Origin of the sequence: Trichocoleus sp. ST-U1 (assembly GCF_039961835.1) — a bacterium.
GTDB lineage: Bacteria > Cyanobacteriota > Cyanobacteriia > Cyanobacteriales > FACHB-T130 > FACHB-T130.
This window is the reverse complement of record NZ_JAMPJZ010000041.1, coordinates 20,153-45,583: the sequence shown is the minus strand read 5'-3', so window position 1 is coordinate 45,583 and position 25,431 is coordinate 20,153. Positions and strand designations below refer to the sequence as shown.

At 46.5% G+C, this 25,431-nt stretch carries 16 protein-coding genes; 7 read left to right on the top strand and 9 right to left on the bottom strand.

The genetic code is table 11. The annotated features are described in order from the left end of the window. The first annotated feature begins 288 nt into the window (after window positions 1-288). From NDA06_RS15685 to pgsA, 4 genes are all read left to right on the top strand, one after another. Window positions 289-3,963 carry a hypothetical protein gene (locus NDA06_RS15685; RefSeq protein WP_190985957.1) on the top strand — a complete coding sequence of 1,225 codons (3,675 nt, stop codon included), beginning with the start codon at window positions 289-291 and terminating at the stop codon, window positions 3,961-3,963. 74 nt (window positions 3,964-4,037) lie between these two features. After that, window positions 4,038-5,954, top strand: coding sequence for a hypothetical protein (locus NDA06_RS15680; protein ID WP_190985958.1), 1,917 nt, complete (start codon window positions 4,038-4,040; stop codon window positions 5,952-5,954). Between the two features lie 467 nt (window positions 5,955-6,421). Next, window positions 6,422-7,060, top strand: coding sequence for a sugar transferase (locus tag NDA06_RS15675; RefSeq protein ID WP_347277035.1), 639 nt, complete (start codon window positions 6,422-6,424; stop codon window positions 7,058-7,060). Window positions 7,061-7,171: 111 nt separating this feature from the next. Next, window positions 7,172-7,699, top strand: a complete 528-nt coding sequence (pgsA, locus tag NDA06_RS15670; RefSeq protein WP_190412894.1) for a CDP-diacylglycerol--glycerol-3-phosphate 3-phosphatidyltransferase — start codon at window positions 7,172-7,174, stop codon at window positions 7,697-7,699. Between the two features lie 68 nt (window positions 7,700-7,767). On the opposite strand, the gene NDA06_RS15665 is transcribed toward pgsA, so the two are convergent. From NDA06_RS15665 to surE, 4 genes are all read right to left on the bottom strand, one after another. Next, complete coding sequence (locus tag NDA06_RS15665) at window positions 7,768-8,703, bottom strand: NAD-dependent epimerase/dehydratase family protein (protein ID WP_190412780.1); 936 nt, start codon at window positions 8,701-8,703, stop codon at window positions 7,768-7,770. An 11-nt stretch (window positions 8,704-8,714) separates the two neighbouring features. Further along, on the bottom strand, window positions 8,715-8,972 hold the full coding sequence (locus tag NDA06_RS15660) for a hypothetical protein (RefSeq protein ID WP_190412779.1): 258 nt from the start codon (window positions 8,970-8,972) through the stop codon (window positions 8,715-8,717). Continuing rightward, complete coding sequence (locus NDA06_RS15655) at window positions 8,969-9,154, bottom strand: hypothetical protein (protein WP_190412893.1); 186 nt, start codon at window positions 9,152-9,154, stop codon at window positions 8,969-8,971. Before NDA06_RS15655 ends, NDA06_RS15660 begins: the two co-directional genes overlap by 4 nt. A gap of 100 nt (window positions 9,155-9,254) precedes the next feature. Then, entirely contained in the window at window positions 9,255-9,932 is a 678-nt protein-coding gene (gene surE / locus NDA06_RS15650) for a 5'/3'-nucleotidase SurE (protein WP_190429682.1), read from the bottom strand. Window positions 9,933-10,010: 78 nt separating this feature from the next. Between surE and NDA06_RS15645 the strand changes: the two genes are divergently transcribed. After that, window positions 10,011-12,164, top strand: coding sequence for a HEAT repeat domain-containing protein (locus tag NDA06_RS15645; RefSeq protein WP_190985960.1), 2,154 nt, complete (start codon window positions 10,011-10,013; stop codon window positions 12,162-12,164). 37 nt (window positions 12,165-12,201) lie between these two features. Here the strand turns inward: NDA06_RS15645 and NDA06_RS15640 are convergent, their stop codons facing one another. Further along, window positions 12,202-12,606 carry an NIL domain-containing protein gene (locus tag NDA06_RS15640; protein ID WP_190412776.1) on the bottom strand — a complete coding sequence of 135 codons (405 nt, stop codon included), beginning with the start codon at window positions 12,604-12,606 and terminating at the stop codon, window positions 12,202-12,204. 72 nt (window positions 12,607-12,678) lie between these two features. Between NDA06_RS15640 and NDA06_RS15635 the strand changes: the two genes are divergently transcribed. Next, entirely contained in the window at window positions 12,679-13,284 is a 606-nt protein-coding gene (locus NDA06_RS15635) for a thioredoxin family protein (protein WP_190412892.1), read from the top strand. A 176-nt stretch (window positions 13,285-13,460) separates the two neighbouring features. On the opposite strand, the gene NDA06_RS15630 is transcribed toward NDA06_RS15635, so the two are convergent. After that, window positions 13,461-14,339, bottom strand: coding sequence for a hypothetical protein (locus NDA06_RS15630; protein ID WP_190985961.1), 879 nt, complete (start codon window positions 14,337-14,339; stop codon window positions 13,461-13,463). A 144-nt stretch (window positions 14,340-14,483) separates the two neighbouring features. Then, window positions 14,484-15,365 (bottom strand): aspartoacylase, encoded by an 882-nt coding sequence (locus NDA06_RS15625; RefSeq protein WP_190985962.1) that lies wholly within the window; start codon window positions 15,363-15,365, stop codon window positions 14,484-14,486. Between the two features lie 227 nt (window positions 15,366-15,592). Between NDA06_RS15625 and NDA06_RS15620 the strand changes: the two genes are divergently transcribed. After that, on the top strand, window positions 15,593-16,501 hold the full coding sequence (locus tag NDA06_RS15620) for a LysR substrate-binding domain-containing protein (protein ID WP_190985963.1): 909 nt from the start codon (window positions 15,593-15,595) through the stop codon (window positions 16,499-16,501). A gap of 135 nt (window positions 16,502-16,636) precedes the next feature. On the opposite strand, the gene NDA06_RS15615 is transcribed toward NDA06_RS15620, so the two are convergent. Beyond that, entirely contained in the window at window positions 16,637-18,292 is a 1,656-nt protein-coding gene (locus NDA06_RS15615; protein ID WP_190687012.1) for a PfaD family polyunsaturated fatty acid/polyketide biosynthesis protein, read from the bottom strand. A gap of 185 nt (window positions 18,293-18,477) precedes the next feature. Then, complete coding sequence (locus NDA06_RS15610; protein WP_190985964.1) at window positions 18,478-25,410, bottom strand: PfaB family protein; 6,933 nt, start codon at window positions 25,408-25,410, stop codon at window positions 18,478-18,480. Between the last annotated feature and the right edge of the window lie 21 nt (window positions 25,411-25,431).

The window sequence follows — 25,431 nt, the reverse complement described above, 5'->3', positions numbered from 1 at the left end:
TCATAGAGGAAACCCGCGACTCGCTGCTGACGCATCTAGCAAAACTCACATCTTAATCCAAAACGCTTTGATTTTGGGCGATCGCTTTCTTTGTACCCATTGGGTGACAAAACGCTACAACCCAAAATTCTATCTACATTTAGAATTACCAGTCTTGAAATAATTCACCCGGTAGATGCAACACCCTGTTTAATATAAGTTGTTCTTGTTGGGCAGTCTAACATTATAGGCAGTGGCAGTATAGTAACTTCTGATAACTGTGCAATCGTTCTAGCCAGGGATTCCATTGTGACTCACGAGACGGATGCGATTTCTACACTAATCGCTAACATTGACAGCATCCTCCACAAGGCCAGCTCCCGTCGGCCTTGGCTCAGGTCAGTTGATGTCCAAGAGCAGCGTCGGCTTCTGGAGCAGGTTCGTACCTATTTAGTCTCACGGCAACAATCAGGCGCTGGAGATGAAGCTCAGCATCAGGAAAACTACCAACCGCAGGCAACAGCACGACAGATTGTGCAAGCGGTTGAGCAAGACATGGAAGCGGTGCGAACCAGCTTGATGCAGTCCTTGCAGGGGGATCTGGAGAGTCTTCGCCAACAGCGGGAATCTCTGGTTTTAGAGATTCGACAGATGGAGAGTTATCGGCTGCACCATCGAACGCTTGCCCAGCAACAAGCGGCACAGCAGCAACTAATTTCCGAATTTTTGAAGGTACTTTCTAGTCGCTTGCAGGAAACTCTCACGCAACAGATGGCTCAAACCCTGAGAAATTTGGAAACTCAGTTTTTGAGTGCTGAGGTACTCCCTCCAGAAGGTCAAAAACAACCGTATAATTTCTCACCTAGCTATTCAGACGCGATATCTAGCAATTCTTTACCTTTACATCCGCGAGAGCGCCTGGAACAACTGCAAACGTTACAGGCAAAATCCGATCAACTGCTAGCAACGCTGGATTCAACCATTCGTACAGTCTTCGAGGCACTGCAACGCAATCTTGTTAGCTATCAAGAGTCCTTGGCCCAAGGACTTGATAAAATGCACAACTTGGGGCAGCAAAGCGAGGTGATGTTTACAGAGTTGGTAAATCAGCTCACCGAGCAGTTCCAGCAAGAAGCCTCAGCAATTTTGCAATCGTCTCGGCAGTCACAAGTAGATGCAAGTAGCGCGAGTCCGGCTGCGACAACACCAGGAATCGGCGCTCTGCAACTGCCCTATCCCCAGAGGGAACCCCAAACGCTGGATCAACCCTCCTCTCCACCTTCTAATCGCAACGAATTCAATTTCTCGCCGAATGATGTTCCTGTCGCCAGACAGCCATTGCCGTATCCGGGGGTTGAATTGCCCCTCCGCTCGGTGGAACAGGAGCAGCCGCAAAGTCCCCAGTTCAATCTGCCAACGGACCGCTTAGGGGAGTCGGTACAAAGGCAAGCCTCATCAAAGGATAATCTTTTTGGGACAGCATCGTCTGCTAGCACTCCATCGAACCCTACCTCTGGTGCCCAGAGTAGCGGTCTGGAAGACTTGAATCTAGAGAAATTGGGCAATCTGGAGATGGCATCGCTTGATGACGATGATATGAAAACTATCTTCCAGACGGAGCCTATCCTTCCCACGATTCCCGACAGGAAGCGCGACGAAATCGACGATTTTTTTGAAAGCTTGTTTGGGACGCCGCCGATCTCACAGAGTCCCGAACAACAAGCTCAAAAAGTTGAGAAACAACCGGAGAATAATCCCGCCGGAGATACCCAAACTCAAGCAGAAAGTATAAATCCAATCATTCCTCAAGATTCAGCCGGAGAGAGGAACCCTCGCCCTTATAGCAGTCAGGACTCTTTAGAGGATGCCCTGTTTGCAGGTTTGGAAGATCCCGCTGAAGATGCCGCGATCGCGCAACCACCTGCGAGAGTCGAGCAAGTTGAGGACTCTTGGGAAAATGTCTTATTTCCCGAAGATTGGGAAAAGACGGTTATCCAAGTTGAGAAGTGGGCGATCGCTCCGCCGATTGCCAGTGACGATCAAAATGTCGAAACCAATGAAGCCTTCAATCCTGAAACAGTGGAAGAAGGGGATCTGGTCATTTCGGCACTAACCGATCTGTTGCAGGAGGATCTGTTCCAGGAGCAGGAAGTACTGCCAGCGGAATCTCCCTTACCGATCGTTACACCTCTGAGTCTGGAGGAAATCACTCAAATCCAGAATACTCAAATCCAGGACACTCAAATCCAGAATGCTCAAATCCAGGACATCCAAATCCAGGACACTCAAATCCAGGATACAGAGCAACCTGCAACCGAGGAAGCTGCAAGTCTGGAAGAAGATATCTACATTCCAGCTTCGCCAGACGAGAATCTGCTGGCGATGGATACTTTCTCAGTTGACCAAGACGAATTTTTTTGGCTGGATAGAGATACACTGCAACTGCTGAGTGAAGATTTGTCTAGCTTTGAGGCACCACAGGGGGGCGTATTCCCTCAATCAGAGGAGCAGAGGAGCCATAGAGAGGCGGATTTTAGCGATAACGGTATAGAGATCCAGACTCAAGATGACTGGTTCGCAGAGGAGGAAGATCTTTTTGGGACGGAGATACCAGAAGGGACGGTTGACGCTGTTGAAACACAAGCGGAACAAGGGTCAGAAGTAACCCAGGGGACGAGACACCAGGAAGCTTTGCCAGTAACGGAACTGGATGAGTTGTTGATGGAAGATTGGGACGATCTCGCCCTAGATAGCTTTGTGGAGGAGGATTCTGTTCCTGGAACAGATGGGGAGTCCGAAAGATTGCTGTCTGAGGAATTCAATTTAGCAGAAACAGAAAACGCGATCGCTCACCATCCACAAAATTCCCATCAGGAGCAACCGGAAACGGCGAACACGACAACAGCCGATGAAAGAGCGGATTGGAATTTGGCTTCCTTGTTCCCTGTAGAACCCTTAGACCCAGCGCCAGACAAAGCGATCGCTTTTCTTCCCCCCGCTAATCTTGATGAATCGTCGGAAGTATCGCCCTCGCTGGGTTCAGTAACAGAAGCAGAACTAGAAATACAGGAGGATCGAGAATACATAGCCGATTCCCAGCAACAGACGTTAGGAATCACGTCAACAGAAACGCCAGAAGAGATGCCAGAAACCATCGATTTCGATGAATCGTTGGTATTCCCCGAAGAAGTCGATCTGGAGCTACCTACAGAAACGGCGGGGCTGGAACACGAATATGTTGCTGACTGGGAGTGGGAAGAAATGCCACCGCCAGCCAATCCGTCAAGGGAGGCACCAGCCGCCATCGATTTCGACGAATCGTTGGTATTCCCCGAAGAAGAAGTCGATTTAGAGCTACCACCAATCGAAACGGCGGCGTTAGAACAAGAATACGTTGCCGACTGGGAGTGGGAGGAGTCAGCCAATCCGTCAAGGGAGGCACCAGCCACCATTGATTTCGATGAATCGTTGTCATTCTTCCCCGAAGAAGTCAATCTACTACCTACTGAAACGGCGGCGCTAGAGCAAGAATACGTCTCTGACTCGGAAGCACAACAGACGCCAGAAATTACTGATGGGGAGACAGCAGTATCGATTGAGTTCGATGAATCGTGGGAATTATTTGCCGATGAGGAACAGAGTCTAGAAACACCCAGAGAAAGGGCGATCGCGTCCGATGCCGATATTGATGCGCTAACTGGGTTGCAGGAAGAAGATTTAGGCGACTGGGAATTTGAGGAAATGCCAGAAATTTCGCAAGTCGAAATAACACACCTAGGGGAATCGGATTGGCAGGAAGAATTATTGCGATTGGAAGAACTGATCGCTCCACCAGACGATGCGATCGGTCAGTTCCCTAACAATCCACCAATGGCAACCGAGGAAGAAGCCGTTTCTGAGCCGACGCTGCCTCAAACTGACGATTTTGATCTGGATCTGGATATATTTTCAGACTCATCGAACCCGGAAAAAAAAACTCCGTAGGGATACCCACTCAGGAAATTACCCTTGAATCTCCATTCGTTTTAGAAAGTACAAAATTGCTCCCGATCGGGATAATGAATCCAAATTCAATACATTCTTCCACTGTCCTTGAGTCTGCAAAACCATCGCCTGCGGAGAATGTCAGCAAGTATGCCTGGTACTTAGGTATTGACTTTGGCACAACTGGCGTGTCTGCGGTTTTGTTAAATGGTTCGACGGGTGAACGATATCCCATCTATTGGATAAGCCAAGGACAGACAGAATCTACCCAAACCAGCTTTCGTTTACCCGCAGTGACTTACACGGGGCCAGCCTGGAGCAATTCAGAGCAGTCATCGGGGGGTGCGAGTAGCGCTTACGCCGATACACCAGCCGCGAGTAACACTTACGCGCATACGCCAGCGGCGATCGCAGTGGGTGTTCTGGCGTCTTCTCTTGCCAATCGTAAAGAAGGAGTCTTTATTCAAGGCTTTAAACCGTACTTGAAGGTGGGAATTCCTTACTATTCATCTGCCAAAAAATGGGAGCCGATATTGCAGTGGTCGCTCGACCAGCCAATTTCCCTTTACTGGCTGGGGCGCTCATTGCAAGCGTTATTTGCCACTCTAAGACCTCTAGGAAGGCAGGGAAACCCGCTATCCCCCACAGAACAATCGAGACCTAATTTGGTGGGTGCTGCTGGTTTAAAGCCCTCTACGCTGAATGCAGCGATGAGTTGCTTGAGTGGTGTGATTGTCGGTTGTCCGGCTAAATGGGGAGATACCTACCGCTTTAACATTCGCGAAGCCGTACTGGGTGCCCATCTGGTGGAAAATCCGGAGGAAATCTTCTTTCTTGAAGATGCGATCGCTACTTTGTTAGCAGGAATTGAAGGTGCAACCTTACCGGGAGTTCCCTGGCAAGGCGGGACTCTAGTGATCGACGCGGGTGCCACGACCATCGAACTCGCTGTGGTGAATTTGCCCGAAAATCTTAAAGACTTAACGTATTCTCAGTTTGCTTGTCGGAGTCTTGCCTATGCAGGTAACGCTATCGATCAAGACATCATCGGTCAATTACTCTTGAACGATGAAGAAGGCAAAATGAAAGATGAATTCGAGTCATCCTTCATCCTGCATTCTTCATCCTTGAGCCTTCCCAAAGCCGGGGAACCCGATTTAGCAACGCGCGATCGCTTGGCATCGTTATTGCAAAGTTCTCCTCTAGGACAAGCGCTTCTGGAAGCTGCCAATTCTGTCAAACGAATTCTGCAACAGCAAGACAGCTATACTGTGGAATTGGGCGGAAAGTCCTGTTTGGTGACACGCCGAGATTTAGAAAACCGCGTGTTCAAACCGTTTCTTGAAAAACTGAATCAAGAATTGAATGCGCTGCTAACTCAGGCAGGGATACCCGCATCAGGAATTCATCAAATTATCTGTACTGGCGGAACCGCAGCCGTCGGAGAAATCGCTCAATGGCTACGACAAAAACTCCCAAAAGCAGTCTTGATTCGGGATACTGGCGCAAACGACTCAACCCTAAACTGTAGTCCAGTAGCTTACGGTTTGGCTACGTTACCGCTGTATCCTCAACTGTTGGAGCAACAAACGCAGCAGTACAGCGATTATTTTCTGCTTTTGGAACTTTTACGCGCTTTACCGGAAGAACCGCTGCCGCTGAATGAAATTATGCAGTTATTAGAGTATCGCGGCATTAATACGCGGGTTTGTTATTCTCGCGTCATGGCGCTTTTGGAAGGAAAGCTGCCTGCGGGTATCGTGCCGTCGGAAGCCGAGTTTGGACTGCTGAGTTCCACCTCCGAGCAAAATCCTGACTATCAAGCGATCGCAGAGGCTCCACTTTTTGAGAAAGAAGCGACCCAGATGTATCGACTGAATGCTCAGCAGGGCGATCGCTATCTTCGCTATTTAAACACTATCCTGACAAGCACTTATCAAAAACTAGAAGAACCATTAGTTTTTGACTTGTTAGTACCGGCAACAGTTTAGCGATGAGATCCGAGACTGCTTGTATTCAGTCACAAGAACATCCCTCCGCAATTCCCCCTACGTGCGGAGGAAAATCGGGAAAAATCTTTGTTTGCAAAAGACTGGGGAGGAGTACTTCAAGGTGAAAAATTATCCTTCTCAATCCTTGCCGGGTAAGTTCTGACCCGCAAGAGACGCGTAACGACGTACTTTCAGGTAAAAAGAATTATCCATTCTCAATCCTCCTACAGGCAGAGGATTAAATAATTGAAATCTGTAGCTTGTCAACCGTACTTCTAACAAAACTTAAAAAAATACCGATTCCCTTAAAGATTCGGTAAAGTAAGGGCTTTCAACGATTCATCTGTAAGGGGTGTTGCCTATATTGACATAAGAGCAACCTGATTCTAGAAGCCAACTTAAAAACAGTGATTACTACTTCCCACCTCCCCGAATCCCTCGACGTTGCTTCGTCGGCGTTTGATGAAATCTACCTGGTTGATGTTGCAAAGCCAAGCTGTCATCCATCTGTCACTAGCAAAGAGAAGCGCCTGATTGATATCTTGGGAGGCGTCGTGGGGTTAGCGATCGCAGCGACAATTACAATTCCAGTTGCGATCGCAATGCAACTGGATAACCCAGGTCCTGTCTTTTACAGTCAGATTCGCTGCGGTTTGAATGGACGCAAGTTCCGCATCTGGAAATTCCGTTCGATGGTTGTTGGTGCAGAGAAGCTCAAGCATCTGGTCGATAACCAAGCGAAAGGGCATATTTTTAAAAACGAAAATGACCCCCGGATTACCCGCATCGGTAAGTTCTTACGTCGCACTAGCTTAGATGAATTCCCGCAGTTTTGGAACGTTCTGATGGGAGACATGAGCTTAGTAGGAACCCGTCCGCCGACCGTTGATGAAGTCATGCGCTACGACGCTCATCACTGGGAAAGATTGAATGTTAAGCCGGGAATTACTGGCGAGTGGCAAGCGAATGGTCGTTCTAGCGTCCAAGACTTTGAAGACATCGTTCGCATGGATATTGACTACCAGCACAAGTGGTCTGTTGCTTACGACCTCAGCTTAATTTTCAAGACGGTGATGGCAGTTGTCAATAAAAAGGGCGCTTGTTAAAAAGCGAATCGCGAATCGCTAGCTGTAAATTTAGAATTTCAGGCTGTAGACTCTGGACGCGAAACCGTCCGGAGTCTACAGTCTTTTTAACTTATCAGATCGATGCTTGTTATGACGCTACCCAACTGGATTACTTTATCTCGCTTACTGGCGTTGCCAGTTCTGCTTTATTGCCTGGACACCCCAACAACTGAAACTCGCACTGTGGGGTTAGTAATTTTTCTGGTTGCGGCGGCTACCGATTGGTTGGATGGCTACTTGGCTCGTAAACTGAATCAAGTTACTGATTTGGGTAAATTTCTTGACCCGTTAGTTGATAAATTACTGGTGTTGGCTCCCCTATTGCCGCTCATTCAACTCGGTCAAGTACCGGCATGGGGCGTATTTCTAATTTTGGCAAGAGAGTTAGCGATCGCTGGTTGGCGCGTTAACAAAACGACCATTAGTGGAGCGAATATTTGGGGCAAGTTAAAAACAGTCAGTCAAATTATTGCGATCGCGCTTTTGATCGCACCCCTGCCTGTCTCTTGGGAAATTCCCGCCATAATTGCTTTCTGGATTTCCGTTGCCTTTACTTTGATTTCTGGAGTTATTTACCTTCTCCCCCAAAAAACCGAGCAACCCTCAGCGGTTAGCTAGTAGAGACACGATGAATCGTATCTCTACTACTAATCGCTCTTTTGGGTCTTCGGGTGTTTGTGATTGATTTAGCCTGCTTCTAGAATTTCGTTATCAATTGAGAAATCTATCTCGGCTTTGTTCCGACCAGAGGCAAGATAATCTTTCTGGAACGAGTTTTTTAGGCCAGAAATTAAGTCATATTCTGGTTGCCATCTTAGTTCAGTCTTGGCTTTATTTACTGAGGCGAAGAAGTGCTGAAGTCGGAAAGGAAAAGCTTTACGTTTGCCAAAGTCAAACTTTTTGGGTTCGTAGTGGAGAATTTGTAAATTCTCAGGGGACTTCCCGGCTGCAATCGCACAAGCACGCGCTAGACCATCAAAAGTAACATAGCGATCGCCCGACACATTATAAATCTGTCCCACTGCCTGAGAATTGCCCAGCACTGCTGCCATTGCTACCGCTAAGTCTTTCACATGACCGAGTTGGGTGAGATGGAAGCCATGTCCGGGCATCAGAATTGGGCGATCGCGCACAATCCGGTCGAAAAACCAAGCTTCCAGATCGTTATAATTCTGAGGGCCGTAAATATAGGTAGGACGAATCGACGTAAAAGGCACTTTCTGCTGTGCTAGGTAAGCTTCCGTTTCATGCTTACCTTTGTGACGACTTTTTGGATCGACGGCATCCCCTTCTACATGAGGCATCTGATCTGACTTTTGATACACACCCGCAGAACTCATATAGATAAAATGCTGCACCCGATCCTTAAAAATTTCTACTAAAGGTTGAGTGTCGCTCAATTCCCGACCATTGTTATCAAAAATTGCGTCAAATTTTTCTTGAGATAACTTTTCTTTTAGTTGCGAAGCATCTGTGCGATCGCCCTGAATTTGTTTGATACCTTCAACGGGCGCTGGTTTATTTCCCCGATTGAACAGCACCACTTCATGTCCTTGTTCCGCCAAAATTTTTGTTAGATAAACCCCGATAAAACGGGTTCCGCCCATGATTAAAATTCGCATTTTGATTAATTCTAATTATTTATATCTTTTGCGGATATTTTCCAAGACCGCCCTTCACAGTGAACTTCGTCCCCGATGATTTTAACTCCACCGCGAGCGATCGCAAATAGTTCTTGCCTTTCTTCATCTGTCAAGTAGTCATCCCCTTTAAGACCACTTGGGCGCTTTCGAGGATCGCCCCCTGCATCCAAGTAGCGCTGTCGAGATAAAGCAAAAAGTTCTTTTATTCTTGCATACTGTTGCTTTTCAATCTCAGTAGGTTTTGTCATCGTTCCGATACCCATTTGATAGGAACAATATCGCTATTTTGCAGGAGTCGAGCATAGGGTAAAACATTGCTAGGGGTTTCAATTACCCAAATTCCTGTGTCTTCATCATACACCGCATTGCTAAGTAGCTCTAAGGTATCTAAGGCGTTGAGAATTAGGTATTGTGCTTCGGATGGTTCCACCACTATTGAGTTCAATTTAACCTTGGTTATCTTACACGAAGGGAATGCTTTAAGGGATTTTCGCTAACTCTTATGGGAGCGGTATCTTACCTCACCTTTTTTAAAGTCGCAGCTGAGTTACAGCAATTTTGCCGGAAAAGCAGACATCAACATCGCTACCGGGCGTGCGATCGCGTTTGGCATATTCTCCGACGTAGTAAAAATTATCGCCTTCAACGCGATAGTTAACTGGCAAGGGTTGCCGAGAAGGTTCGCAAAACACCACTTCCGGATCGGGATCTCCGGGTAACAAATGCGGCAAATTCACATTCCAAAACGTTCCCGGTTCAATGGTACGGTTGAGTAGATCGGCTAAAATTCCAGCCGTCCACCTCGCCGCCACATCCCAATCAACATTCAGTTTGCCTTTGCGATAGTGGGAAACGGCAATCCCCGGAATGCCATGAAAGGCTGCTTCGCGCACAGCGGCGACAGTCCCTGAAATGTAAACATCGGCTCCCAAGTTGCCACCGGCGTTGATGCCAGAAAGGACAAACTTGACAGTAGGGCAAAGATGTGTAAGTGCAATGCGAACGCAATCAGCGGGAGTACCCGCGATCGCATATTCAAAATCCGAGCGACGCCGGACATGAATCGCTTGAGTCGTCGTCACCTGATGACCGCATCCGGATAAATGGTCTTTAGGAGCCACAATCACCCCCTTGCCATTCATCGCCTTGTGCAGCGCTCGGATTCCAGGAGCGTCTATTCCGTCGTCGTTCGTTAAAATCAAAGTCATATATTTTTTTGCTGAGTCGGACGTAGCCTAGACGGTTTGCTCAAGCACCCATTGATTCAAATGTGAGAAGGCAACTAGATGGAATTGCATCACCAACCGATTCAGGAATCTTACACCGCCGAAAACCTCCTCCAACAGGTACTCTCACTGAGTGATGACCAGCTCAAGCAGGAGTATTTAAATTATCTAAAATGGACAGACCCCATAGTGCAGATGTTACAGCGCTTGGAGGAAAAAGCTCAGGTAGTGCGAGTCGTGAAGTTAGCCTTAGAAGTGGATTTGAGGTTAGGCGCACAGATGGCAGGAGCTGTTAAACCGGAGTTTCAAGCTGCAACTGTCGGTTTAGTTGCTTCTCTAGAAGTTCCTCAAGAGTTGAAGTTTCAACTTTTAGGCATCACTGGCTCTGATAGTGCAATCCCCAGCCTACTCCCAGCGCTTCACCACCCTGACGCTAAGGTGCGTGAAAGTGCAGCTTATGGCTTAGGTTCCATCGGCACTGATGCAGTTGTGACAGCGCTGCTGGAAGTATTGAACGATGAGGACTCTGGTGTTCGCTTGAGTGCAGCTTATGGATTAGGTTCTATCGGCACCGATGCCGCAGTGATGGGGTTGCGGCAAGCGTTGAACGATGAAGATTTTCAGGTGCGCGAGAGTGCAGCTTATGCCTTAGGCGCGATTGGTACCCAGGCAGCCGTAGGGGTGCTGCGGCAAGCATTGAACGATGGGGACTTTGATGTCCGTGGGAGAGCTGCCTACGCTTTAGGTCAAACCCCCACTGAGGAAGCAGTGTCAGCGCTACTGGAAGCTTTGAACGATGCAGATTTTCGGGTGCGTTACAATGCTGCCTATGCTTTAGGCCAAATTCCCACTCAGCAGGCGGTATCAGCGCTACTGGAAGCTTTGAACGATGAAAACTATCGGGTGCGTCAAAAAGCAGCCGAAGCGTTAGGTTCGATTGGCACGCAAGAAACGGTGATGGCGCTACGGCAAGCGTTGAACGATGACGACTTTGATGTTCGCCGAAGAGCTGCCTATGCTTTAGGGAAAATTGGCAGCGAGGAGGCGGTGGCGACACTGCTGGAAGTTTTGCAGGATCGAGACTATCGGGTGCGCGAGAGGGCTGCATTCGGCTTAGGTCTTACCCGCAATCCGTTGGCAGTATCGGGGCTGCTGAAGGCGCTGAAAGATGAAGATTATGAGGTTCGCAGTTGTGCTGCCTATGGGTTAGGTTTAGTTGGTTCTCCGGCGGCAATGTCAGGGTTGCTAGAAGCTTTAAAGGATCGTGACTTTTATGTTCGCAGGGGTGCTGCCTATGCTTTAAGGAAAATCGGCAGAAAGGGCATCGAGCCTGCGCCTGCCCAAGCGGCGGTAGCTGGGCTTTTAGAAGCTTTGGACGATGACGATTCGTGGGTGGGTTGGATGGCTGCCTATGCCCTGGGTTCTATGGGCAAGGAGGAAGGCGTAGCGGCGCTACTGAAAGCTTTAAACCATCCAAACTTTGATGTTCGAGAAAAAGCTGCTGAGGCTTTAGGGAAAATCGGCAGTGAAGTCAGCGTTGTGGGGCTGCGACAAGCGTTACATGATGAAGACTTTGGGGTTCGTCAAAGTGCTGCCGCTGCGCTAGAAAAAATAGGCTCCCCAGCAGCGGTAGCGGGACTTCTAGAGGCTTTGCACGATACCGACTATCGGGTGCGCGAAAATGCTGCCTCTGCTTTAGGCAGCACTGGCTGCCAGATTGCCGTAACCGGGCTGCTGGAGGCTTTGCACGATACCGACTATCGGGTGCGCGAGAAGGCTGCGGAGGCTTTAGGGGAAATCGGTTCTCCGGCTGCGGTGGTGGGGCTGTTGGGGGCGTTGAACGATGAAGACGCGACTGTGGGTGGAAGCGCTGCTTGGGCATTAGGTCAAATCGGCACTCCAGCGGCGGTAGCAGCACTGCGACAAGCTCTCAACCACCCAGACGCTAGCGTTCGAGGGAGTGCTGCTTGGGCATTAGGTCAAATCAATAGCCCGTCGGCTGTAGGGGCGCTCAGGCAAGCTGTTAACCACGAAGACGTTAGCGTTCGGGAGAAGGCTGCCTATAGTCTAGGGAAAATCGGCAGCGCTGGAGCATTGCCTTATCTGCGCCAGATGCTATTTAAATCAGAGAATAGCGTTGCTCTTAGCACGATCCTTGATGCGATCGCTGCCATTCAAGAGCGGTGCGGTTACTACAATTATGCGATCGCCTAGTCTTGGACTCAATTCGCCAAAAAGAGGCATTTTCAATTCAAAAATTAGTAGAAATTGCCTCTACGGGACAGGTGGGAATGCACTGTTCGCAGACAATACAGCGCGATCGCGTAAAATTAAGTCGAAATGTCTGCGGTTCTAACGTCAAAGCTTCTGTGGGGCAAACGCCAGTGCATAACCCGCAGTGAACGCAAACGTCTTCATCGATCGCGATCTCGCGACTGGCAAAAGAAACGCTGATGTCTTGCGATCGCATCCATTCGATTCCCGCATCTATTGCATCAATATCGCCCAAAAGTTCCACCACTAGCTTCCCAATTTGATTGGGTGCCACTTGGGCACGAATAATATTCGCCGCTACATTAAAATCCTTCGCCAGTCGATAAGTCACTGGCATCTGAATCGCTCGTTTGGGAAAAGTCAATGTTACTCGTTTTTTCACGGCAAAGGTAGCTCTGGAGGGAGTTGGTACACTAAAGGTAGCTCATCTATAACAATCGTGAAAAAATCTTCGATGGCTGTGAATTCACCTGAATCAACTGCAACCTCCCAGCCGCCGTCGCCAGGAACCGGCGCGAAACGTGTCACAAACTTCTTGATTGCTTTAGTAGCGATTGTCCTCAGTGTTTTCCTATTCTTGGGACTGCAAACTGAGACAAGTTCAGTTTCCCTTGACACCCAAGCTGAGCAATCTACACCGTTAGAAGTGGCTTTGAGCAATGGCAAGCCGACGTTGATGGAATTTTATGCGAACTGGTGTACCAGCTGTCAGGCGATGGCAAAGGATCTGGGCGAGCTGAAAGAGCAGTATGCTGATTCGATGAATTTTGTCATGCTGAATGTGGATAACAATAAGTGGTTGCCAGAGATGACGCGCTACCGCGTTGATGGGATTCCCCATTTCGTCTATTTCGGCAATAACGGAGACGCGATCGCTCAAACGATTGGAGAGGTGCCTCGTCCCGTCATGCAGGCAAACATTGACGCCCTTGTTGCTTCTGTACCTCTGCCTTACGCCCAAGCTGGGGGACAGGTTTCTGCCTTCCAATCACCCGTTACACCCGCCAAAGTTAGTCAGGATGATCCTCGCAGCCACGGTAGCCAAGTAAAAAGCAATTAAGAATTACGAGAACAGTCGCTGTTAGAAGATTTTTGGGGTTTGCACTGATCAATCAGAAATCCATCCTGGTGATATCTGATTGCTGAAGGTAACGCCAAAAATGACGCCCACTCAAGGGTTTTGGACAGGGTTTGTCTAGTTGTATGTCTCTTGTCCAGTCTTGAACAGATGCCCGATCACATACAGCCACAGCCGCAGCCGTTGTTCGTACTATCATTACTACCACTACTACCACCACGACTGTTATTGCCGCGACTTCCGAACAGGGAAAAAATGAGGAATATTGGTAGCCACCACCAAAACGATCCTGAAGATTTTTCCGAAGTAGGACGATCTTTGTTCTTAGGAGTAGGAGTTGGAGTCTTGCGAGGTAGCGGAGAATTTTCGCTTGTTTGAGCCAGTGCTAATTCAGAGCTTGTAGAGTGAGTTGTCTGGGTAGAAATCCCTGCTATCAGTAGCGTAGAGCTGCTGATAGTTAGAACTAATATAAATGACAATAGAGCGATCGCTAGGAATTGCCCCAAAGGCAAGCGAGGGAGATAAATAGATGGCAACCAAGCCAGAGTAAAAGATGGTTTGGGTACGAGCCAATACCGATGAGTGTTGACTTGTTTGCACTGGATGTCTTTCCCAAATCGGGTATCGGGTGGCGACCAGATATCGCTAGGAGGTTGCTGTCCAAAGAGTTTTTCGTAGCTATTCAGCGTCTCGTTATAGCACCTATAAAAATTATCCTGTTCGCTGGAACCGCCCTTCGTTGGGTGATGGTGCAATGGTTTTTTTAAAACTTTGTCACAAAACTCATTCCAGTAGGAATGGGTGTAAGTTAAGTGCAAATGCCAAACTCGATCTACTTGATCGGAAGGCGTGACTGGATGCCCAGCTACAACAGCAAGAAAGATAAATTTTTTGTATTCGTTAATGGCACGCTGAGTATATTGAACTGTCCAACCGTTTTCTCTTGCTAACCTTTTACTAAAGGGAAAAGCAGCCCCAGGATCGTCAAGAGAAAATTCTTGAATACTTTGGTAAAGTTCTGCCTGCTGCGCCTTCATTTATGACTCCTTTGTGTTTTTGAATTACCGATTTACTTTTTATTTTTGTTGATCAATAAAATCCACAATTCCAAGTTCGCGATATTTTTTAACTGACGAAGAGTTAGAAATGATTTAATCTGAATTCGACACTTGAGACTTTTGCTAAATGGTGACTTGCTGCTTTTCAGTCAAACACATGGCAACTCCTTTTTCATAGTAGGCTGCTTCATTGATAAAGACTGGATAAACTGTTGATTCACCTTCATAGGCGATCGCTTGACCATCAAACGTTAAAAACATGAGATCGCCGGGATGAAGCGCTTCATAATCTCTAAATTGAAGCTGGGGATGAATCATTGCCTGAATCTCTCCAAACTCATTCCTGGGATAGTCTATTGTCTGGATGCTGTGATAAACGGTGAGGGTATCTCTTACAGGAGGTGGCGTTCCCTGGTTGTAGGCTTCCGTGTAGTCTAAAATTGCCTGGACAAGTTCCTCCGTTTGCTGAAATAAAGTTGCATCCAATACCCCTTGAGCCACCGCACCGACTTCAACTGTGCAGCCGAATTCACAAATTGAGTCCAGATGAGGGGTGCCTTGATTTCTGGTTGTCGAATAAAGTACCTTCACGTTTGAATAAAAAGATGTGAGATAAGCGGCTAGCTGAAGGTTAAAAGGTTGCTTGCTAGCGAGAATAATTGTTAGCTCCATGTTGGATGTGCTGCTGTGTAAATCAACAACCAAATCTGCCTGATGGCTCCCCCCAGAGCCAAATTTTCCATAAATCTCCTTGGCTCGTTGCGCTTCGTAACTAGAAAGACTCGAATTCTTCAAATCCTGGCGAAGAAAACAGCGATTAAGGTCGGTATCAACATACCGTTTCCCAATTTCATAGGCTTTGGGATTCGCTAACAAGGTAAGACTTTCAAAGCTAGATCGCTGAATCAAGTTTGGCGATCGCTCAAATTTCTTCACTAAGTAAATTCCGGTGAGTTCGTTTCCGTGCGTTCCCCCCACAATGGCAACACGCTCGATCTTCTTCATAAAATAATGGCTCCCTATACCTATTTACAACACTATCTATTAACTTAGATGTGTTGAGGTTGATAACGTCTTTTCATCTAGATTAACGAAGGGTTTACTAGATGTCTAATACTTTCTTGACTAGGCAACTATATTGCAAAGATATAGTGTTTAAAAACTGATATTAATTTGACATTTGCATTCCTATCTTGCCAAGATTAGGGCAAAGACATAGTGGTGAAGAACGAATGGAGCTTCGGCATTTGCATTACTTCATCGCGGTTGCAGAGGAGTTAAACTTCTCTCGTGCTGCTGCTCGTCTGCATATCGCGCAACCTCCCTTGAGCAAACAAATTCACGATCTCGAAGACGATCTGGGAGTGCAGCTGTTCGATCGCACCCAGCGACCGCTCCAGTTAACCCTAGCTGGAAGAGTCTTTTTAGACGAAGCTCGAAGCGCGATCGCTAGCGTAGATCGTGCGGTCAACATGGTGCAGCGTGCTAGTCGGGGAGAAATCGGGCGTTTGGTAATCGGCTTTACTAGCTCAGTGGCAAACAGCTTTTTGCCAGATATTCTGCGAGTTTATCTTGAACGTTTTCCGCTTGTGGAACTCGTCTGGCGAGAGTTAGCAACTTCCATCCAAATGCAAGCACTGCGCGATCGCCATCTGGATGTTGGCTTTTTCCATTTGCCGTCCTGGATGCAAGAAGAAGTTGATTTATCCTGGATGACGATTTGCCATGAGTCTTTAATTGTCGCTTTACCAGAGACTCATCCACTGGCGAGCCAACCTCAAGTTTCCTTAAAAGCACTGGCACAGGAAGTGTTCATCCTTCCTTCTCGTCAATTCTCTCCAGTCTTATCTGAACAGCTCGAACATCTGTGCCAACAATCGGGTATTTCCCCCGTTGTCATCCAGGAAGGAACGCTGATGCTAACAATACTCGGCTTAGTCGCTGGTGGGGTTGGAGTTGCCTTGCTACCTGCTAATGTCCAAAATCTTCAACGCAAGGGTGTCTTATACAAAAACATCGCTGAACCAACACCAACTGTCCCAATGGCGGCTGTATGGCGACAGGACGATGCCTCAGCGACTTTGCGCGAGTTCTTGGAAGTGACAAAAGCGATCGCGCAGACTAACTCAAAAGCGTCTTAATCAAAACATAAAAACGCCTATACGCGATCGCTTGCCTCCACAGTTTAAGGCATACCGATAGAGACAGCCCAGAGGCTTTTTACGGCAAAGTTCTTTAAAATGCCAGCCCCTGGTACCAAAAATGTTTAGACTATCCTAAAAAAGAGGTTTTGGACAATAGTTCCAGTATTGTGCAGGCATCGATAACCCCTGTAGTTTCAAGTTTTGCAGCCGGTACAAAAAGCCAGCACCAATCATTATGTGATCGGCAACATCAACTACACGACGATTATTCGCTTGAGCCAGATAAGAACCCTTCACCCATTCATTAAACGATCCCATTGAGGGGCCACACCAGATTTGATAATCCATTTCACGACCTTTCTCACCCGCATTAGACCAACGGGAGGACAAGCCCAAATACGAGCGGAAAATCAGAGCCATTTTACGTTTAGGATTGTTATCTGCTCTGGTTATTTGATCCGGGTCGCGTTGAGAAAAATAAGCAACCGTATCTTCCCAAACTGACTCTAGACTCTTCCTGAAGATTTCTTTTTCTAATTTCTCTCTTTCCACAACCGGAATTTCTTCAATTGAGTCATAGTTCTTGTAGAAATCAAAGAGTTTTTGCGCCCGCATTGGGAAGAGACTGCCACGTTTCAGGACTTGCAATTTCACCCCCATTTCAAACATATCCGCCGCTGGTGCCATACTCACATCAGCCATAGCCGCTTGAGCTAGCAAGTTTTTAGTATGAGTGGAAGCTCCCGCTTCAAGACAGGACTGGTTAATGGAGCCAGTCACCACATAAGCGGCTCCCATCATAAATGCCCCTAACGCTGACTGCGGTGTACCAATTCCTCCAGCAGCTCCAACTCTGACAGGTTGTTCGTAACCATATTTTTCCTGAATTTCATCCCTGAGAGTCAGAATCGAAGGCAAGAGACAAACCAAGGGACGATTATCTGTATGACCGCCAGAATCGGCTTCTACAGTGATATCGTCAGCCATTGGAATTTTTTCAGCCAAGGAAGCTTGCAATTCAGTAATTAGCCCTTGAGCGACCAATTGCTTGAGCATTTTAGTTGGGGCTGGTTGCAAAAATTTAGTTGCAACTTCTGTCCTAGAAACTTTGGCAATTATTTTGTTTTTGATCTCGATTTGATTCGCTGAATTGAGGCTAAGTCCCGCTGCCCGATAATAAACAATGTTGGGTGTCAAATCCAGAAATGCGGAAGCTTCAACAGTGGTGACGCCGTATTTGAGATATAAATTGATTGCACCCCGCTCGATTGCAGCTTCGCTAGGACTGTGGATCAAATTAAATGCATAAGGCCCTTCTGGAAGTGCTTGCTGAATGCGGTGAATAGCAGTTTCAATGCGAGAAGGAACTAAGCCCGCGGCACCAAAGGCACTGAGAATCTTTTCTTTACCAAGGGCAATTACCATTTCTTCGGAGGCAATGCCATTCGCCATTGACCCTGTACTATAAGCATATTTTACCCCGTGGAAAGTCAGGAAACTGGGGTCTCCCAACTGTTGAGGAACTAGCGGTGGCACTGCTGTCAAAGTTTCCACGGATTCAGTTTTGCCGTTATTAGCATCCCCTAAATAACCTTCGTTCGTGACCCCAATTTGGCCTTGCTTGCTAACGATGTAACAGGGTTTATCTAAATTCAGCAGTTTAGTCTTGATACCTTCTTCATCAAAAGCTACAGAATTTAAAGAACCCTGCCAGACTGGATTTTGATTGTTCGGATTTCCTGAGAAACGAAGACCATTTTTGTTTTGCGTTAAAGGTATTGCCAACATAGTTTCTTTTTCCAATTCAAGCCAATAACAGATTGTAGATTGTCGGTTGGGTTGACTCCCCAAATCCCTCCCTTAGGAGAAGAGGGGCTTCCGGACTCCCCTTCCCTACTAGGGAAGGGGGCTGGGGGTTAGGTTCTTAATTCACCAACAGTACTAACTGAACCATAGTGTGAGTTTGATAGATTTTAATCAGACTCAACTAAACAAAGAGCGATGTCTTTAACTTCATAGATTCTCAGGTTGGGTTTCCACAAACTGGCATCACCGATTAAGGTGACTTTGTTTGGAGTAATATCCACTTTGGAAATATGAACCTCTAAATACATCTCGGTATGACCATGAGGAATTTGTCCGCGATATTTCCAAACGATTAGATGGTCGATGGCTTGGACAAAACGGGGAGATTTGAATTGTTTACCAAGATCGTTCTGCAAGGCATAGACTTGCATCGCTTGCAAAATTCCCTCAATTCCTAATGAACCAGGCATGACCGGGTCAAGGTAAAAATGACACTTGAAATACCAGTCATTCGGCTTTACCTCTTTTCGGGCATAGATGTAGCCTTGCTGATAGTTCCCTCCTCCTTGAATAATTCGTACTTCATTCAGGAGGTCTAACTGATACTGAGCAAGCCGATAATGGGGTCGAGCCTGATTAAGGCGATAAAACTTGGCTCTACTTTCTGGACTCCTTAAGTCGATTTTTGCTTTCGCGAGTCCGGTGGTATTTTCAGTTTCGTACCAGGGTGGAACATCCTTACCGCGATCCAGTCCTACCTGATTTGCTAAAGATTGGGGGCTAAAATGACCAAATGCGGCAGTTCCTTCATAAAACGGTTCGCCATCGCAAACCATTTGAAAATCAAAACTCTGAATAATCACTCCCTGGATATTGGATGAAGACAGTAACCGGGCTGTATTCGTAATCGTCTTTCCTCGAATATCTATATCCTTGAGAAGGCGACCCTGTCCATCAAGATTGCGGAAGTACAAGTCTTGATTTGGATACAACAAAGTAGTTCCTAAATAAGCAGAGAGAAAACCACAGGGTTGCAGAGCTATCTCCATTAAAATTGAGTACGGTATTGTCGGAGAGGAGTTTTGGCGATAATACCAAGGCTCTGTGGGAACGTCGTATTCAGTAACAATACTGGAATTTTTTGTTAGTTCATGGCGCTTACCATTCACTTCCAAAACGCGATGCACCAAATTGAGATGAGTATTGGGCATTCGCGAAGCTTTGACGCCACCGTTGTCATAAATCTCGAATTCTGGGCCAAAACACTTAGCAACCGAACCCAGACAAAATTCGTTGACTTGATCTTCATTTAATAAGGCTGGTTTCCGGGGTAATCCTGCCTTTTGTTGAGAGTTGTTTATCGCTTGTTCAACAGAAATTGAATGATTAGGGTTCTTTTCAGATAGCTGCAAGCCTAGGTCTTGGAAGTGAACAACAATTTTGCCGTTCAGGATGACTTCAACATTACATTTTGCATAAGGTTTTGGTGTAGTGCCAATTTCAGTGATTTCCATCCGATAGATTAATTTGCCCGAAATGGGAGTCACCTGTCCGCGACAACGGACGACCTGTGGCAAACCGGGAATCGGTTGAAATCTAGCATCAACCGTGTAGGTTTGCAATCCTAAATAGAGAAGATAGAACTGCAAGAGTTGACCGCACCCTTCTGCCATCAGGGAACCAGCCATCACCTGATCGTCTTTGAAGTGGCAGGGGAAATACCAATGATCTGGGTCAAGAAATTTTTCGCCGATAATTAGACCTAAACCCCAAGCCCCTCCTGTCGGTTCTACTGATGTGATGCGGTCGATCATGAGCATTGCCTTCGGGGGCAAGCGCAGGGAGGGATTTAAGCCATCTTGCCAATAATGGTCTCCTAAGCAGGCAGCAATATTACCCTCGGTGAGGGATAACATATCTGACTCATCTAGGCTTGATTTTTGACAGATTAGCAGAGGCTCAAACTTTTGCTTTGGAATCTTGCTTCGCGCTTCAAGTTCTTTATCGGAAACAATAATTCCCTTACCATTTTCGAGTTGTTGGTCGGAAAAGAATCCGGCACAGCCTCCGTCCATTTTGAGGATCATTTTATCCCCAACAAAGCACTCGTAACTAAAGAAAAATAGTAGGTTATCTCCGCTTCGCACAAAAGAATTTATGCGGATGTCATAACGCAGGGTTTGTCCTTCTTTGGGTAAATCATCCAGAAACGTTAGGGTGCAATCAAGCAAGCGATAAACTAGGTCGCCTTTATTCTCAAAATCAATTCCTAGGTAGCTGATTAATAATAAATCGCATTGACCAGATTCTACACTGATTGCCCAAGGAGCTTGACCATCAACAGCGTACCAGGCATTCTGTGGAATATCGTATTCGGTTGTAATTGAAGAGGGTTTAAAGCTATTTATTTCCCCATCGAGTTTAGTAACCCTGCTCACCAAGAGATAGGGAGGGACTGGCAGCCGCACTCGCCGGGAATAGGAATCGATAATTTCATAGTCTTTACCGAAGACACGGGAAATTTTCCCTTCAGCAAATTCTAGTAAATCTGCTTCATCCCAAACAATATTAGAAGGCTTTGTGTAACTATTGCGCTGAGGATCTGAAGTTGCAGGGGCTATCTGACCATTGCTCTGAGCTGATATATTTTGATTCAATAATTGTTCGGCTACAGCTATTTGTAGCTGAAATATCTTCATCATTTGGTTTTGATGATTAGTTGTATGTTGGGGTTCTTTTGCTAGTGTCATTGCTTTTGCTTTATTACCTCTTGTTATCTCTTTTCGGAAAATCTCACAATTTTCAGCGGTCAATATTTTAGAATAAATTCGGCTTCCACCCAAAGTAACTTTTTTAACAATTGATTGACGTTGGATAGATTTTTCTGGCACTTGAGAATAAAGTGGGGACAAATCCACAGAGACGCCGTGACTCACAATTTTTGCTAAAACCCTGACCACTCCAGTATGGTCATCAACGCCTTTGGTATTGATGGATATGGCAATATGCTCTTGTTGCTTAAGGGTTTCGCTAATCCATCGAGAACAGTTGTTTCCTGCGCCTACCTCAATAAAGATTCTGACACCATCTTCGTAGACACGATGAATAATTCTAGGGAAATCAACCGTTATACAGCAGATTTTGGCGGCGTTATGGGCCAGAGAATTAGTATCTAGCTTAATCGGAGCGTAATTTACTCCAGAATAAAACTGAATATCGGGTACATTTTGGATGGGAATTGTGTGTAATTCAACCAATCCCTCATACTCAGTATTTGTTGGTTCGCAGTGCAATACACTGTCAAAATTGATGGGGAAATATTTGCACTTGAGAGTTTCAATCACTCTTAAGCAAGCTTGCGGATCTCCACCAATTACTACTTCTTCTGGAGTATTGATAAATGACAGATAAACACGTTCTTCCTGCTTTAGGACTTCCTTAACTGTCGATACGGGCGCTTTGAGAACATAGGAAATCCAAAATTTTTCCGAGCGATCGCTTTCTGGCAAACCCCAAAACCTACGTCCCGCTAAACAGGGACCGCATAAATCAGTTCTAAATAGAGGAGAGGACACTAAAGCTTCGCTTAATTTCCCATCATCGCGCCAAATGTCAAGGGCAAACAGCATACTGCTAGCTTCACCCAAGCTATACCCAAATGCAACTTGGGGTTGGACTTGGAAATACTGTCTGAGAATCAGGCTATATAGCACTGCCAAACTGATTCCGGTTTGGCACATTGCTACTCCGTCACCCAAAAATTCTGCCTGTTTCTCTGCTTGTGCTTGACTGGAAAGTTTTTCTAAACTTTTGGGATAATGAAGTTTCTCGTGCATGACCTGACCTGGATAGGGAGTCAGAGCCGAGAAGCTATCGTAAACTTTAGGAAATAGCTGGAAAATGTCCCGTCCCAGCCCCAGACCAGAACTAGCCATACCAGGGTAAACAAAGGCAACTTTACCCTCATTTCCTAAAGGTTTCGGTGTGAAATAACTGCCAAGCGGTGTTTTCCATTCTCCGCCAGTTTCAAAGCTTTTTTTGATACCTGCGATCGCTAAGTGGATTTCCCGCAGGATTTCCTGTTTATGAGAACCGACAATCGCTAGGGTATAAGTCGCCTGGGGCGATTTCCCAAAAGCTGTAAAGGTCTGTGTTGCTGCAACGGATAGATCGTCACCCGTTTCAATCAGATTTTGGAGCGAATGCAAGCGTTCGAGCAACGCAGATTGATGATTAGCGGTGAGGGGAAATAAATAGAAGGGCGTTTGTTCCAGATACTTGCTAGGACGCTCTTTTTGGCTCAATTCTTCCGAGAGGATGATGTGAGAATAAGTACCATCTATGCCTAAGCCGTTAATTGCAGCCACTCTTTTCGACGCTTCGGGTTCCAAGAACCAAGTTCTCGATTCGGTGGTGACGTAGAAGGGACTTCCTTGCCACATCTGAGGCAGTTTCGGTCTAGACCACTGGGGAGTCGCAGGAATATACCGATGATACAGGCAGAGGACAGTTTTGATTAAACTCGCCATCCCGGAAGCGGTATAAGTATGACCGATGTTGGCTTTGACGCTTCCCAGGCAACAACTCAAACTCGCTTGGGAAGTTTGATAGGCAGAGAGTAAACCTTTGATTTCGGCTTCATCTTCTGAGGCGACGCCACTGCCAAAAACTTCCAGATACCCAATGTCTTTAGGGTGAATCCCTGCTAAATCGAACGCCTGCTGGCAAGCTTGTGTGAGGGTGCGATCGCTCGTCGCTTGATGATTGGCATTATCCTGAATTAAGCTGATGGCATCAATAACGGCATAAATTCGCTCTTGCTCTTGTTTGGCTGTTTCGTGCCGCTTTAAAACGACGGCACCTGAGCCTTCCCCGACCATCCAGCCATTCGCGTTTTCATCAAAGCTTAAGGTAGGAATTCCTTGATTAATCGGTGCTAACTGCTGGCGGAATAATACGTTTTCCAATCCACCAGAGAGATCGACAGCGCCGACGACAACAGCATCAACTTCTCCATTAGACAGAAGTAATTGAGCGACTTCTAAAGCTTTGAAAACCGAATTTTCTTCGGCAGAAATCGTGAAAGAGGGGCCAGTGAAATCCCACTGGGCGGAAATGCGACTAGCCATCACATTGCCGATGAAGCTGGTGTATCGGTTGACTTGCGCCGGAGGATGCAAGCTATCTTTGGCAATGGTTTCCAGTTCGGCAAGTTTTTCGGGAGACAAAGAAATATTCGCTTGTTCCAAGCTTTCTTTAATTTGCCAAGACAAGTCGCATCGACCCCGATACTGGTGTAGGGAGAGTTCTGTCCCCATCGCCACAATTACGGCGACATTTCCCCCTTGAGCGAGTTTTGCATCTTTGATGGCGTTGTCCGCCACCTTTAGCATCAATAGCTGTTGAGGAATCAGTTGATCTTCGTCGCGGGGCGGGATTTTGAAATTGAGAAAATCGAGTTCAAAATCTTCGATGTAGGCTCCCAGAGGCGCTTCGCCGTTTGCTAAGCCATAGTCTTTGAGTAATTGGGGTTGCTCTTCGATACCTTGCCAGCGCTGAGGCGGAAGGGGGATAAAATGCTGCGTTCCCTCATAAATCGTGCGCTCGAAGGCATCTAAACTTTTACAGGAGCCAAAGAAGGCATCCATGCCGACGATGGCTAATGAATGTTGAGTGTTGAGTGTTGAGTGTTGAGTGTTGAGTTGGGGATTGGGAATTGAAGATTGAGAATACTCGCCCTCTCCTGCCGTTGCCTCTGAAGATTCTAAAATCAAATGAGCATTGGTTCCACCAAAACCAAAGGCATTAATGGCAGCGCGTTTTGTTGGTTGTTTTTGAGGCCAAGGTGTCGGGGAAGTGACCATCTGTTCAGCAGCGATCGCGCCTTTTTCCGAACGGAGAGGGTCAATTACGTCGATTGTCGCCGGGATGACCTCTTCACCCATACTCAAAATCACTTTGATAAGACCTGCGATTCCCGCAGCCGTCAACAAGTGACCAAAATTGGATTTGACAGAACCAATCAGAGGCACTGTTTGAGACTGACCGAAGAAAGTCTCCATCGAGTTGAGTTCGGTGATATCTCCGACTGGAGTCCCCGTGGCATGACACTCAATGTAATCGATACTGTTGGGATGAATTCCGGCTTCGGTATATGCCCGTTCAAAGGCTAAGATTTGCCCTTTGGGATTGGGACTGAGGACGAATTTCCCTTTCCCGTCATTCGATAAGCCAACGCCGCAGATTGTGGCGTAGATGCGATCGCCATCTCGCAGCGCATCGCTATATCGTTTCAGGACAACCATTCCGGCTCCTTCTCCAGCTACGAGTCCTCCGGATGACTTATCAAAAGGACGCGATATCCCATCTTCTGGATAAGCGTGGAAAATTGAAAATCCCATATTGATGAAGAACGGATCGGCGCAACTCACAGCACCCGCTAACATTAAGTCAGCTTTGCCGGATAACAGATAGTGACAAGCTAATTTGATTGAATAAAGCGATGTTGCACAGGCTGCATCCAGAGATAAATTGATACCAGATAAAGACAGCGCTTGAGCAATAACTGCTGCCGGATACCCGGATAACATTCCATTTAAAAGAGAGACATCAGAAGGTGGTTTTTTTATCTGAAAAGATTCTTCTTTTAAAAGTTGCTGAAGGACTGAATCGAGAAATTTTTGATATATTGGTGCAAAAAAACGATGGGAAAACCGGGTAGGGAAAGAAAGATTACCCAGAATTACGCCGCATTTTTCTAGAGCTGATTCGTTTCCTAAATAACCGCTATCTTTTAAAGCTTGTTTTGAAACATATAGAGACCATTGATAAATTTCATCCAAGTTTTTCAGTAACTCAGGAGCCATCTGATACTCGCTGGTATCTAACTGAAAATCTCGAATATATCCTCCCTTCAAACAATAGTATTTATCTAGCTTCCCTTTTTCGGTCGAATAAAATTCTTGGGGATTTACTCCCATTTGTTCGGCTGTTGCCAAGCTTTTAAAATCTTTTTTAGCAATTAAATTCTGCCAATATTGCTCAGGACTTTCTGCGCCTGGAAACAAACTAGATAAACCAATGATTGCAATTTTTTCCATTCAATATTCCTAAAAAATTTA

Coding starts and splice junctions, on each gene's coding strand:
- NDA06_RS15680 (WP_190985958.1), top strand. CDS start 4,038: ATGAATCCAAATTCAATACATTCTTCCACTGTCCTTGAGTCTGCAAAA.
- pgsA (WP_190412894.1), top strand. CDS start 7,172: ATGACGCTACCCAACTGGATTACTTTATCTCGCTTACTGGCGTTGCCA.
- NDA06_RS15665 (WP_190412780.1), bottom strand. CDS start 8,703: ATGCGAATTTTAATCATGGGCGGAACCCGTTTTATCGGGGTTTATCTA.
- NDA06_RS15660 (WP_190412779.1), bottom strand. CDS start 8,972: ATGACAAAACCTACTGAGATTGAAAAGCAACAGTATGCAAGAATAAAA.
- surE (WP_190429682.1), bottom strand. CDS start 9,932: ATGACTTTGATTTTAACGAACGACGACGGAATAGACGCTCCTGGAATC.
- NDA06_RS15645 (WP_190985960.1), top strand. CDS start 10,011: ATGGAATTGCATCACCAACCGATTCAGGAATCTTACACCGCCGAAAAC.
- NDA06_RS15635 (WP_190412892.1), top strand. CDS start 12,679: ATGGCTGTGAATTCACCTGAATCAACTGCAACCTCCCAGCCGCCGTCG.
- NDA06_RS15630 (WP_190985961.1), bottom strand. CDS start 14,339: ATGAAGGCGCAGCAGGCAGAACTTTACCAAAGTATTCAAGAATTTTCT.
- NDA06_RS15625 (WP_190985962.1), bottom strand. CDS start 15,365: ATGAAGAAGATCGAGCGTGTTGCCATTGTGGGGGGAACGCACGGAAAC.
- NDA06_RS15620 (WP_190985963.1), top strand. CDS start 15,593: ATGGAGCTTCGGCATTTGCATTACTTCATCGCGGTTGCAGAGGAGTTA.
- NDA06_RS15615 (WP_190687012.1), bottom strand. CDS start 18,292: ATGTTGGCAATACCTTTAACGCAAAACAAAAATGGTCTTCGTTTCTCA.
- NDA06_RS15610 (WP_190985964.1), bottom strand. CDS start 25,410: ATGGAAAAAATTGCAATCATTGGTTTATCTAGTTTGTTTCCAGGCGCA.